Genomic DNA, 13,463 nt, shown 5'->3' with positions numbered 1-13,463 from the left:
CTGCGCATATAAGCAGAAATTTCAATAAATAACAATAATTATGAATTATGTAATTAAATTATGTATTGCGTAATTAATTTATTTGCGTATTATAGAATAAATAAGACACCACCTTTCTTGCTTAATCGAAGTAAATAAGCGATATGAAATAAAAATATTTTATTAAATTTCATGTTATTAGGTTAAGAAAGATAAACAGTTCAAATAGTTCTTGACAAAATTTGAGACAAGGAAAGCAAATTATGACGCAACTTTTAACATCTTTTCTTGAAATAGATCCCCTTTCAGATTTCACAATACATAATTTACCTTATGGTATTTTCAGTGAAGTGCCTAATGGTCATAAGCGCGTTGGTGTCGCAATTGGTGAATGGGTACTTGACCTAGCCTTATTAGAATCGGAAGGCTTATTAAATATTGATGGAAATATAAATTGTTTTAATCAAACTACACTCAATAAATTTATTGAGTCAGGTAAACATAATTGGAAAAACGTACGCAAAATGCTGCAAAGTTTACTTTCAATTGATAATCCAATACTTCGCGATAATCATGATTTGATTTCTCAAGCTTTATTGAAAAGAGATAGCATTACTCTACATTTACCAATTCATATTCCTGGCTATACCGATTTCTACTCATCAAAAGAACATGCCACTAACGTTGGTACGATGTTTAGAGATCCTAAAAATGCTTTACTTCCAAACTGGAGTGAACTTCCAGTTGGCTACAATGGTCGTGCAAGTTCAGTCGTGGTCAGTGGTACAAATATCGTTCGCCCATCTGGTCAGATCAAACTACCAAATGTTGACCGCCCTATTTTCTCTGCTACCCGTAAACTAGACTTTGAGTTAGAAACTGCGTTCGTTGTTGGTAAATCGACTGAACTAGGACAGCCTATTTCTATCGATAATGCATGGGATCATATTTTTGGTATGGTGCTATTGAACGATTGGTCCGCACGCGATATTCAACAATGGGAATATGTTCCTTTAGGACCATTTAATGCGAAAACCTTTGCAAGCGCCATTTCTCCGTGGGTTGTTACCATGGAAGCTCTTGAACCATTTAAAGTAAAAGGTCCAGAGCAAGATCCAAAACCACTAGATTATTTACAAGAAAATATTGCTAATAGCTATGACATTCATCTTAGCGTTGAGATACAAAGCCCTCAATCACAATCAACGGATGTCATTTGCCAAACGAACTTTAAATATATGTATTGGTCGATGGCTCAACAACTCACTCATCACACCATTGCGGGCTGTAATGTCCAAGTTGGTGATCTCATGGGCTCGGGTACGATCTCTGGGTCAAAAATTGACTCTTATGGAAGTTTGTTGGAATTAACTTGGAATACGACCAAACCTATTACCCTATCTAATGGGGAAAACCGCGGTTTCTTAGAAGATGGAGATCGCGTCATCATGAAAGGTTATTGTGAAAAAGATGGTATTCGTATCGGATTCGGTCAAGTCGAAAATACCATTCTTGCAGCGCATACATTTAACTTCGATAAAAAAGAGGTTGAACAGTATGAAACTGTATAGTTATTTTCGTAGCTCTGCTGCCTATCGTGTCCGTATTGCACTTAACCTAAAAGAACTTAGCTACGAAACGGAAAGCATTCATTTAGTTAAAAATGAACAACAAATGGATCGCTATAAAACTTTAAATCCTAGTCAATTGGTGCCCACGCTCATTGATGAAGATAACGTTTTCTTACAATCGATGAGTATTTTAGAGTATTTGGAAGAACAATATCCAACCAAAGCCCTATTACCTAAAAATCAGGTTGAGCGTGCCAAAGTTCGTGCTTTTTCCCAAGCAATTGCTTGTGATATTCATCCTTTAAATAATTTAAGGGTATTGAAATATCTCAATAATGAACTTGCTGTCACTGATCAGCAAAAAAATGATTGGTACACACATTGGTTAATCGAAGGCTTTAGAAGCCTAGAGCATCAACTTCAGCACTCAAATGGACAATTCTGTTTTGGAACTAAACCAACGTTTGCAGACTGTTGTTTAATCCCCCAAGTCTATAACGCAAAACGTTTCAAAATTGATTTAAGTGCTTTCCCAAAAATTGAAAGTATTTATCTGCATTGTCTAACTCTCCCAGCATTTCTACATGCCTCACCAGAACAACAACCAGATTGGGAATAATGAAAAGGAATTTGATATGAGTTTTGCAATTAAAAAAATTCACCACGTTGCCTATCGCTGTAAAGACGCCAAAGAAACTGTGGAATGGTATAAAAAAATGCTGAATATGGATTTTATCCTAGCGTTTGCTGAAGACCATGTTCCCTCAACTAAAGCTTTTGACCCCTATATGCATTTGTTCTTGGATGCAGGGCAAGGAAATGTATTGGCTTTTTTTGAACTTCCAACACAGCCTGAAATGGGACGTGATGAAAATACACCTCAATGGGTACAACATATTGCTTTCGAAGTTGAGAATCAGGAAGCACTATTAGATGCAAAAGCACATTTAGAGCAACACGGAGTAAAAGTGTTAGGTGTAACTAATCACGGTATTTTCCATTCTATTTATTTCTTTGATCCTAATGGACATCGCCTAGAACTCACTTATAACGACAGTCATGCTGATGCCAAAATTGCTCGTATCACTGAAGAGATGAAACTTGAAATGTTAGATGAATGGAGCCGTACCAAACGAGCACCTCAACACACACATTTCTTGCATCAAGAAGAATTAGGAGCATAGACATGGTCAACAAAGTCTCTGTAAATGCCGAGACAGCACTTCAAGGTATCGTCAAAGATGGTCAAACCATTGCTGTTGGTGGTTTTGGATTATGTGGTATCCCAGAAGCGTTGATTCAAGCTTTAAAACAAAGTGGTGTTAAACAACTGACCTGTATCAGTAATAACGCTGGCGTAGATGACTATGGGCTTGGTTTACTGCTACAAACCAAACAGATTAAAAAAATGATTTCATCTTATGTCGGTGAAAATAAAGAATTCGAACGTCAATTTTTAAACGGCGAATTAGAAGTTGAACTGACTCCTCAAGGGACACTCGCCGAAAAACTTCGTGCTGGAGGTGCAGGTATTCCTGCATTCTATACTGCGACAGGTGTCGGAACAAGCATCGCTGAAGGCAAAGAGGTTCGAGAGTTTCAAGGTAAGTCTTATTTACTTGAATCCTCATTAACCGCTGATGTTGCTTTAATCAAAGCTTATAAAGCAGACAAAGCAGGAAATTTAGTTTTCAGAAAAACTGCGCGTAATTTTAATCCTGAATGTGCAATGGCGGGTCGCTATACCATCGTTGAGGTCGAGCAAATCGTTGAGCTAGGCGAAATCGATCCAGATGATATTCACTTAGCAGGTATCTATGTGAATGCAGTCATTTTGAATGCTAATCCAGAGAAACGTATTGAACAACGTACATTAAAAGTTGCTGTATAAGGAGTGAGTCATGGCATGGACTAAACAACAAATGGCACAACGTGCAGCCCAAGAATTACAAGATGGCTTTTATGTAAATTTGGGTATTGGCTTACCAACCTTAGTAGCAAACTATATTCCTACTGGTATAGATGTTTGGTTACAATCTGAAAATGGATTATTGGGTATTGATGAATTTCCGACTGAAGAACATGTCGATGCAGATCTAATCAATGCTGGTAAACAAACCGTGACTGTAAAAAATGGTGGCGCATTCTTTTCAAGTTCTGAATCATTTGCGATGATCCGTGGTGGACGTGTTAACTTGGCCATCTTAGGTGCAATGGAAGTATCAGAACAAGGTGATCTTGCCAACTGGATGATTCCAGGAAAGAAAGTTAAAGGCATGGGTGGTGCAATGGATTTAGTTGCTGGAGTACAGAAAGTTGTCGTCTTGATGGAGCACTCCACCAAAGATGGTCAACCCAAAATCCTAAAGAACTGTACTTTGCCTCTAACAGGTAGTCAGGTTGTGAATCGTATTATCAGTGATTTAGGTGTACTGGATATCACAGAAAATGGTGTGGAACTTGTTGAGTTAGCAGAGCAAGTGAGCTTTGATGAAATACAAGCAGCAACTGGTATTGAAATCAGAAATACACTTGCAGCATAAGTTTCTATCGGTATTGAAGACATATAGCTTTAATACCGATTTTTTATTGCCTAAATTTCATCGAAATCACGTCTTTAAGTTTATTTTGAATATGATAAGACCGAATGTAACATTAAAAATCATCAAAATATGCTTATACAATTCACCTATTTAAGTCATTTAAAAAGATGATTTTTATTTTATCCATTACTCAGGCATTATGTGCTGAGTTGATATTGTAAAAATGATCCATAGAACACCACTAAAGAGAATCTAGATTAAGGGCTATTGAATGATTGAAGAAAAGTTATCTGGTGGGGTTCAATCTCTTGAGGTAGGTTTAACCGTACTCAATGCACTTTTAGAACACAATAAACCAATTATTTTGAAAGATCTGTCTCATAAGCTAGATATGCATCCTGCGAAAGTACATCGTTATTTGGTTAGCCTAATTCGTATGAATTACGCCAAACAATTAGATGATGGGCAATATACTTTAGGAGATCAAGCTTGGCGTTTAGGTCTGAGCTGTATTCAACATACTGATGTTTTGCAACTGGTTCAGCATCTAATTTATGAATTACAGAATAAGATCGGTTGCGGCATCCAGATTAGCAAATGGTCACCTCAAGGTCCTTTGGTTGTTCAATCAATCGAATCAAACCACCCGATTTCAATTGTGACCAAAGTAGGTTCAATTATGCCTTTGGTCAACTCTGCTGCAGGTCGTGTGTTTGCCTCATATTTACCTGAAGCAGTTATTAAGCCCCTTATGCAGGCTGAATGGGATAAAGCGACTCGTAATCATTATCCGATCAAGCCGAACGATTGGAATGAGTTCATCGCCTTAAAAGAGAAAACATTAGAATATGGTATGGCGATTGCCCAAGGAGATTTACTCGTTGGAATCAATGCTGTCGGTATTCCTATCTTCAATGCTCACCGCTCGGTGGAATTTTGTATTGTTGCTTTAGATAGTGAAATGTTTTTACCTGTACAACAAGACAGTGAAAAACTCGAATTGTTTAAACGCGAAGTCGCTGCAATCAATCAATTTATTCAAACGCGATAAATATTTGCAAACAAAAAAAGCCAAGTAATAAATTTCTTGGCTTTTTCTTTTTAGAGTTTTTATTTTGCTTCTAATACACCGCGGCGAATTTGATCACGTTCAATTGATTCAAATAGCGCTTTGAAGTTACCTTCACCAAAACCATCATCGTCCTTACGTTGAATAAACTCAAAGAACACTGGTCCAAGCATATTTTGAGAAAAAATCTGCAACAGCAACTTTTTCTGACCATCTTTGGTATTACCATCCAGCAAAATACCACGCTTTTGTAATTCTTCAGTCGGTTCACCATGTGCTGGCAAACGATCCTTCAACATTTCGTAATAAGTCTCTGGTGGTGGTGTCATAAACTCCAAACCCAACCCTTTTAACTTATCCCATGTTGAAAGCAAATCATCAGTAATAAAAGCAATATGCTGAATGCCTTCACCATTAAAATCTGCTAAGAATTCGGCAATTTGACCATTACCTTTATCTGAATCTTCATTTAATGGAATACGAATCATGCCATCTGGTGCAGTCAAAGCTTTTGAAGTCAGACCAGTATATTCGCCTTTAATATCAAAATAACGAATTTCTTGGAAATTAAAAATCTTCTCGTAGAAATTTGCCCAATAATCCATACGTCCTTTGTAGACGTTGTGAGTCAAATGGTCAATTTCGTTTAAACCTGCGCCTCTTGGATTTTTATCTACGTCATCAAAAAAGACGAAGTCATTAGAATAAATATCACGGTCAACAAGAAAAATTGGCATTCCACCAATTCCTTTAATCGCAGGAATATTGAGTTCCATCGGTCCAGCTTGTGTGTACATCGGCTCAGCACCAAGCTCAACAGCATTTTTAAACGCTTTAGCTGCATCGCGGGTTCTAAACCCCATTGCACATGCTGATGGGCCGTGTTCTTTGAAGAAGAATGAAGCATAAGATTCAGGCTGATAATTCAAAATGATATTGATATTACCTTGGCGCCATAAATAAACTTTTTTAGATTTATGTTTTGCGACTTTAGAAAAACCGATTGTTTCAAAAATTTGATCTAAGCCATTTTCCGTCGAAACAAACTCAATAAAAGCAAAACCACATAGTTCTAATGGGTTATCTAAAATGTCCATCTAGTTTCCCTTATTTAGATAAATTCATCCGTTTGAATACTAAACACATGCTTATGTATAACAATCAATAGCATCTGCTTAACTTACTAGAGAAAGGTAACAAGTGTTTTTATAAGTGTCTCAAAAACATCCTGATTGAAACCTTTCCTGTCCTTATCGCAACCAATACATCTTTTAGAAAACCTATTCTCAGTATTGATTTTAATCCATAGAACCATGCTACAAGAAAGATTAAATTTATGCAATACATAATTTAATTACGAATAGTATAATTTAATTAAATTTCAATCTCACCAAAATTAGGTGAATTTTCACTAGAATAAAATTTAAAAAACAAGCACGCCATATCAAAATCTGACATTCTTAAAAATCGAGTAAATAAATCCTGATGTGTTACAAGGCAATTAAAAATAATTATCAAATCTAACAATTCGTTACTTGTAGATTGCATAGGTTCAGGGCATGGTTTGACTACTGCTGAATTATAGGAAATTGTTGCCTATGGCTAGCCCTGCTCAAGCAATAAGACATAAATTACTTAATACTTTCTTTTCAAGACACTCGGTTTGGTTTCTTTGTATTTTTACTGCTTTAACTATTACTTGGTTTAGAACGATTTATACACCACACACCATTTATTATTTTATTTCAGATACGTTATTAAATACGCTATGGCTTGTCACCAGCTTACTGAGTCTCTTGGGTCTACATGATTTATTGCAAAAAAAGCATGCAATACTCAGAAACTATCCCATTTTAGGGCATTTCCGTTTTATCTTTGAAGATGTTCGACCTGAGATCAGACAATACTTTATAGAGTCTGATCAAGATGCATTACCCTTTTCAAGAATGCAACGTAGTCTTGTTTATCAACGTGCAAAAAATGAAAATGCAGACAAGCCATTTGGTTCAATTATCGATGTTTATGAACCAAACTATCGCTTTATCGTTCATTCAATTTCTCCATGCCCGCCTGCTGACCCAAGCACTTTTCGCGTACAGATTGGCAATAGCCAATGTAGTCAACCCTACAGTGCATCCATAATGAATATTTCTGCCATGAGTTTTGGAAGTTTAAGTGCGAATGCAATTCGTGCACTCAACAAAGGTGCTCATCTAGGAAATTTCTATCATGATACGGGTGAAGGTAGCTTGAGCCCTTATCATCTGGAAAATGGTGGTGACATCGTATGGCAAATTGCAAGTGGCTATTTTGGTTGTCGAACTGCTGATGGACTATTTGATCCTGAAAAATTTAGACAACAAGCACAAAATCCAAAAATTAAGATGATTGAGCTAAAACTCTCTCAAGGTGCAAAACCCGGACATGGCGGAATATTACCAAAACATAAAATTACGCAGGAAATTGCAGAAATACGAGGCGTTTCTAGAGACCAAGATTGTATTTCTCCTGCGAAACATCCAAGTTTTAACACACCTATCGAAATGATGTTCTTTATTCAAAAACTTAGAGAGCTATCTGGTGGAAAGCCCGTGGGTTTTAAACTGTGTATTGGTCAACCTTGGCAATTCATGAGTATTGTCAAAGCGATGCTTGAAACCCAAATCATCCCTGACTTTATCGTCGTTGATGGCTCTGAAGGGGGTACAGGTGCAGCACCAATTGAATTTAGTGATTATATCGGCACCCCCTTAAGAGAAGGCCTACGCTTTGTACATAACACTTTAATAGGTGCAGGCTTACGACAACAAATAAAAATTGGTGCCAGTGGAAAAATGATTAGTGCTTTTGATATTGCGAGTACCTTTGCTTTGGGCGCAGATTGGGTTAATTCAGCACGAGGCTTTATGTTTGCTGTGGGATGTATTCAAGCGCAAAGTTGTCATACGAACCAATGCCCTGTTGGAGTTGCAACGCAAGATCAAGATCGTCAAAAAGCGATAGATGTTCCGACTAAAGCCGAACGAGTATTTAATTTTCATAAAAATACATTACATGCATTATCAGAAATGATTGCAGCTGCAGGCTTAAAGCATCCATCTGATATTAAAGCCCATCATCTTGCCCAGCGTATGAACGATCGTGAAATCAAAAATTATGCACAAATTCATTTTTTTCTTAAAGAAAATGAATTACTGCAAAATGATCTGAACGATGAAGAAAATTTCTACTATAGAATGTGGAAATTAGCAGATGCTAATACATTCTAATTATAATAATGATTAAGTTATAAAAATCACCACTAGTAATAGTGGTGATTTGGTTTTGCATGTAAAAATGCAGGAATCAATCCAGTCAAAGCAGCTCGAATATCTGCACGCTCATTAATCAATTGATGTGAACCCTCTTCCAACATCAACAAGGTCTGTAATCTAAATTTACGGCGAATATATTCAATGTTATAACGCCAATCTACCGTTTGATCGAGTGCACCTTGAGCAAGCCATACAGGAATACGACATGCAGGTCGATGTTCCATTTCTAACATCCATTTAGACATTGCTAAAATCCAATCCATCCCCATCATTCGAGGTTGTAATGGATCAGTTAGGCGAATAAATCTTAAAAATTCAGGATTATGATTATTACGACGGAAATGTCGTGGTACTTGGCTCTTTATACGACGAATAATTCCCAAACCAACAGAATTATGCCACCAAGCTGTTTTTGCGGGTCGAATTAATGGCGATAAGAGCAACACTCGATTAACGATCGGATCTTCTCTACGCTCAGCAAATTCAAGTAAATGATGCATCCAAATTGCACCACCGGTACTTTGCCCTATTCCTAACCATGGTTTTGGTAGTTGTTTAGCACTACGAACAACATCATAAACTGCATGCAATACTTGCTGGTAATGGTCAAAATTCTGAATACTTGCTGGTGAGCCATTACTTAATCCGTGACCAGGCAAATCGTATGTAATAACACTGAATCCTTGATCAAGAATTTCTTTTATAATGGGTTGATAAATACCACTATGTTCTAAGTATCCATGTAATAAGCATACCGTACCTAAAATCTTTTCGCGTTGAGGCTGAAACACTTGTACATGTAAACGAAATAATGGCATTTCAACATAGCCTTGCCAGTGTTCGCATTCAAGTAAATCTAAACCATAAAGCTTTCTATAGGCTTGTAGTGCTTTTGAAGGTTCTATTATTTTTGATAAATCAAGCGGCTCTAAAAGCTGAGGCGTTGTTTCTCTGTTGGGGATAGGTAAATCCAATTGTTTGAGTATTGTCGGATTTAAAAATGGAATATTGGACATATTATGGTATCTCTCGACAATCACTTGAGCCAAAAAGCGTATCACGAATCGTTGCTAGCAATTCATAGTTAGCACGACGACTGTGATCATAGTTTTGTTCACTTGGTCGCCAGTCTGTCAATGTTGTTGGCATCGGTGCGATCACAGGAACAGTTTCAATTCCATTGAGTGCAAATAAACGTCTTGTTCGTGGCATATGATATTCATCTGTGATGAGAATAACTGTCGGTGCGCCACCTTTCTTTTGCAGTAATAATGAACTAAATCGGGAGTTTTCACAGGTATTCATACTTCTATTTTCTAGAAGCTTCGCTTCTATACCGCGTTCTTTCAGCCAAGCTTGCATATAGGGTGCTTCAACACCACTTAAAACAATAGGAAGAGGATACTGCTTTTCGACTTGCAAAGTTTTTTCCAACCGAAGACGTGTATAGTTATTTACAACAATATCTTTACCATTTGCACCAAGTGTCAAGCCACCACCTAAAACAACAATTGCATATGGCTGAGACAATCCTTGCGACTCGTTCATTCCATCTTTGTTCTTCTTCAGATCAACTAAATCTTTATTTGTCTCGTCTTTTTCATCTGGATAAACGGGTAACTCAACAGGATAGGTTTCTAAAAAAGCAATATATTTTCCCATTAATGCCTGATTATCAGGCGTATTCCACTGTAAAAAATCCATTGGCGTACTTGCTGCTACAGCAGAACTCTCTTGTTCCTGTTCTGACTTCTCCGCCATTAATGGAATATTCGTCTGCTGATTTTCTTCTACATTTTCGCGTTCTTGCTCTTCGGTAATCAGTTGTTGTAATAATTTATAACGTGCTTGAATTAATCTTAAATCTTCAGGTTTTTCAGACTGAAATGTTTTTTCCATTAACTTGAGATAAGCTTGGCGCGCAATCCACAAGTTAGACCCCGGCTCCAAAGTTTCATGCTCGCTTAATGCAGCTGGTTTCTGACTTTGTGCAGCAACTTCATTCACATCAACAGGCACAAATCGGTTTAACCCCTTTACAACCAATTGCGAATAAAATGGCGAATATAAAAAAAGTACAAAGCAGCCTAATAGCACGAAAAATATAGTTATGATTCGTACTAAGCCAATCATCCAATGTACTTTATCCATAAAATTCCTTATACATGATGCGCTTGGATTAAGCCTTGCTCACTATACAACACTGGTTCAGGTTCTAATTGAATATTAAACTTCTGTTTTACATCACTTTGTACAGTTTGATAGGTATTTTTAACATCAGCTAATGTCGCGTCTGCATAATTCACTAACACCAATGCCTGTTTATCAAACATTCCAACCGAACCAAGTTGTTTACCTTTCCAACCTGTTTGATCAATCAACCAACCAGCTGCAACTTTAACATTGCTATGTGCTTGAGGATAATGGGGAATATTTGGAAAATGTTGAGCAATTTTGCCAAATTCAGCTTCAGTCAAAATTGGATTTTTAAAAAAGCTTCCAACATTTGGAAATTCTTTTGGATCAGGCAATTTACTTTGACGAATATGAATCACCTGATTTTGTAAATTTTCAGCGGTGAACTCCTCTCCAACAGCTTGTTTAAGATCACCATAACTCAACTTCAAATCAGCTTTTTTTAATAATTTGAAAGTAACACTCACGATGATATAGCGGTTTGGATAGTCTTTGAAAATACTATGGCGATAAGCAAAGTGACAGTTTGAACCTGAAATAGAGTCAAACACTTTTAGTTGACGATCATAGACTTGAACAGAATCGATAAACTCGCCAACTTCAACACCATAGGCACCAATATTCTGCACAGGTGATGCCCCCACTAAACCGGGAATTAGTGCGAGGTTTTGCAAACCAAACCACTGTTGTTGAGTGCTGTACAACACAAAGTCATGCCATACTTGCCCAGCCCCCACTTTAACTGTGATAGTATTTTCATCTTCAGCGATAACATTTATCCCTTGTATATTTAAATGCAACACCAAAGCTTGAATCTGTTGGGGTAATAACACATTACTTCCACCAGATAAAATCAAAGCATTCAAATTGTGTTGCTCAGCAAATTTTAATGCCTCAATCACATCATCAGGATGATTGATTTGAACATAATGCGAAGCAATAGCATTCAAATTTAATGTATTTAAGTTTTTAAGCTGAACTTGTGCTTGTACCTGCATATTAAATTAAATCCTATTACCCTACTTTCATTTGCTTTTTAAAAACGTTAACCCATGCTTGGCTACTAGATTCACATTGATCAAGTACTCGATCAAATCCATCCGATCCACCGTAGTAAGGGTCAGGAACAGCTTGTTGCATAAAATGAGGGTCATGCTCACTCATCAATGCGATCTTGGCTCGAATTCGATCAGCACCGAATTGATTTACCGCTTTTGATATTAATGCCTGAATATCATCAAAATTTTCATGATCCATCGCAAGAATAAGATCAAACTCAACAAAGTCCGCTAAAACAATTTGTCTTGCTCTTAATGTCGATAAATCATAACCACGTTGTATGGCATGTTTTTGACTACGTAAATCAGGCGCTTTGTTTGGATGATAATTACTGGTTCCCGCAGAATCGACCACCACATTTAAACCATGTGTCTCACAATAATGTCTGAGAATTGCTTCTGCTGTAGGAGAACGACAAATATTCCCTAAACAAACGCATAGAACCCTGTATGGTGTTTCCATTAAAAAAACATTCCAAAATTTTGTTTTTTAACAAAATATAAATATTGCATACAAAATTCCTGCAAACTGCTTAAATGTGATCATACGTGAATTGACCATTGTGACATCAGGTATTTTGTCAAAAATTGCTTTGATTTGAAAGGAAATAGTAACGATCAATATTGAATATTCTTTATCAAGATCTACTCTTTAGGAATTAAGAATATGTGTCAGTTTTAAACTAATTAAAAGAAACTGTGATCAAATAGTATATTCATAAAAATTATGAATCGTTTTAGATCAAAAAAGATAAACTAAAAATATAAAAACTTTTTAAAAAAGTGGTTTTCTGCAAGGAAAGAAATTGAAAAAATGTCTTCTTAAGAATTTTAACAACCTTAATCTGTAGTTTATTCACACTATTTTATCTAAATTGATAGAGGTAGAAAAAGTGCAATAAACAACAAAGATAAAAGAGCACCTTTAGATCCGATAAAATGTTCTTTAATAAAAATATTAGTATATGAATTAGGCTAAAACAATACTGTATTTGATGCAGTTCAGCTATACGCTGTCATAGATAAAAAAGAGAAAAACTATTTGGTTAAATCAAAAAATATTGTATATTCGAATCATAATTTTGATAAAAATACACCATCAAGAGTAAAAAACTATGTCAGCTTTTTTAGTCACTATCGGGTTTCTCTTTTCAGTGAGTGGAATGATATTTAGCCCACACATATTTCACAATTTAATCAAAAACACTCAAGAACGTAAAATTATAAGCTTTGTATCTATGTTACCAGGGATACTAATATTATCTCTTGGATTTTATTTAAGTTGATAGTTTAAAAATTAAAATTCACTTAGAAATTATACTCATCTTAATTTTACAACTTAATCAAATTAACAACCTTTGGTAAGTCAGACTAAAAATATTCAACTTAAAGCAATGATAATAAAAATATTTTTATTACCTTCAGATCATCCATGCATCTTAAAAAAATATGATTTTTCATCTAATATTTAAAATTTCTTGATTTATTGTTACATTTATTTAAATAATTTTTTATTCTTTCTAAATTAAAAACCTAATCTTCATCTGGAATAATTATATCAATTATTAAATGTGATTTCTTATTAAAAGTGAAATATTTAAAATTTAGATTATTATTAAAATACAACCATTGACTCACTTACCAAAAGATCGATTGGTTTTTTTAAATCATAATCACATAAAATTTGAATTTCTGCAAAGTAGTTCTATATATTTATCATTGGATTTTAATAT

General features: G+C 35.8%; 12 protein-coding genes. 7 read left to right on the top strand and 5 right to left on the bottom strand.

Features of this window, described 5'->3' with window-relative positions; all coding sequences use genetic code 11:
- Window positions 1-242: 242 nt before the first annotated feature.
- From fahA to AAV96_RS12685, 6 genes are all read left to right on the top strand, one after another.
- Window positions 243-1,550, top strand: coding sequence for a fumarylacetoacetase (fahA, locus tag AAV96_RS12710; RefSeq protein WP_046739567.1), 1,308 nt, complete (start codon window positions 243-245; stop codon window positions 1,548-1,550).
- The gene (maiA, locus tag AAV96_RS12705; RefSeq protein WP_046739566.1) at window positions 1,537-2,169 is read left to right on the top strand and encodes a maleylacetoacetate isomerase; all 633 of its coding nucleotides are present in this window, start codon (window positions 1,537-1,539) and stop codon (window positions 2,167-2,169) included. Before fahA ends, maiA begins: the two co-directional genes overlap by 14 nt.
- Window positions 2,170-2,185: 16 nt before the next feature.
- Complete coding sequence (locus AAV96_RS12700) at window positions 2,186-2,734, top strand: VOC family protein (protein WP_004661960.1); 549 nt, start codon at window positions 2,186-2,188, stop codon at window positions 2,732-2,734.
- A gap of 2 nt (window positions 2,735-2,736) precedes the next feature.
- On the top strand, window positions 2,737-3,441 hold the full coding sequence (locus AAV96_RS12695; RefSeq protein WP_046739565.1) for a CoA transferase subunit A: 705 nt from the start codon (window positions 2,737-2,739) through the stop codon (window positions 3,439-3,441).
- 10 nt (window positions 3,442-3,451) lie between these two features.
- The gene (locus AAV96_RS12690) at window positions 3,452-4,093 is read left to right on the top strand and encodes a 3-oxoacid CoA-transferase subunit B (RefSeq protein WP_046739564.1); all 642 of its coding nucleotides are present in this window, start codon (window positions 3,452-3,454) and stop codon (window positions 4,091-4,093) included.
- Between the two features lie 271 nt (window positions 4,094-4,364).
- Window positions 4,365-5,144 (top strand): IclR family transcriptional regulator, encoded by a 780-nt coding sequence (locus AAV96_RS12685; RefSeq protein ID WP_046739563.1) that lies wholly within the window; start codon window positions 4,365-4,367, stop codon window positions 5,142-5,144.
- A gap of 59 nt (window positions 5,145-5,203) precedes the next feature.
- Here the strand turns inward: AAV96_RS12685 and hppD are convergent, their stop codons facing one another.
- Window positions 5,204-6,259 (bottom strand): 4-hydroxyphenylpyruvate dioxygenase, encoded by a 1,056-nt coding sequence (gene hppD / locus AAV96_RS12680; RefSeq protein WP_046739562.1) that lies wholly within the window; start codon window positions 6,257-6,259, stop codon window positions 5,204-5,206.
- 501 nt (window positions 6,260-6,760) lie between these two features.
- Between hppD and AAV96_RS12675 the strand changes: the two genes are divergently transcribed.
- Window positions 6,761-8,431: an FMN-binding glutamate synthase family protein gene (locus AAV96_RS12675; RefSeq protein ID WP_005215972.1), complete on the top strand. Its 1,671-nt coding sequence runs from the start codon at window positions 6,761-6,763 to the stop codon at window positions 8,429-8,431.
- Window positions 8,432-8,463: 32 nt separating this feature from the next.
- Here the strand turns inward: AAV96_RS12675 and AAV96_RS12670 are convergent, their stop codons facing one another.
- Genes AAV96_RS12670 through AAV96_RS12655 form a run of 4 tightly spaced genes read right to left on the bottom strand, consistent with a single transcriptional unit; the run spans window position 8,464 to window position 12,193 of the window.
- Entirely contained in the window at window positions 8,464-9,492 is a 1,029-nt protein-coding gene (locus AAV96_RS12670; RefSeq protein WP_005160442.1) for an alpha/beta hydrolase, read from the bottom strand.
- Between the two features lies 1 nt (window position 9,493).
- Window positions 9,494-10,627: a YdcF family protein gene (locus AAV96_RS12665; protein ID WP_046739561.1), complete on the bottom strand. Its 1,134-nt coding sequence runs from the start codon at window positions 10,625-10,627 to the stop codon at window positions 9,494-9,496.
- An 8-nt stretch (window positions 10,628-10,635) separates the two neighbouring features.
- Window positions 10,636-11,670 carry a UDP-N-acetylmuramate dehydrogenase gene (gene murB / locus AAV96_RS12660; protein ID WP_046739560.1) on the bottom strand — a complete coding sequence of 345 codons (1,035 nt, stop codon included), beginning with the start codon at window positions 11,668-11,670 and terminating at the stop codon, window positions 10,636-10,638.
- A gap of 16 nt (window positions 11,671-11,686) precedes the next feature.
- A complete protein-coding gene (locus AAV96_RS12655; protein ID WP_046739559.1) occupies window positions 11,687-12,193 on the bottom strand; it encodes a low molecular weight protein-tyrosine-phosphatase in 507 nt (168 codons plus the stop codon).
- Window positions 12,194-13,463: the final 1,270 nt, after the last annotated feature.

Origin of the sequence: Acinetobacter sp. AG1 (assembly GCF_001005525.1) — a bacterium.
In the GTDB taxonomy this organism is placed as follows: Bacteria; Pseudomonadota; Gammaproteobacteria; order Pseudomonadales; family Moraxellaceae; genus Acinetobacter; species Acinetobacter modestus.
This window is presented reverse-complemented; position numbering and strand designations above follow the sequence as displayed.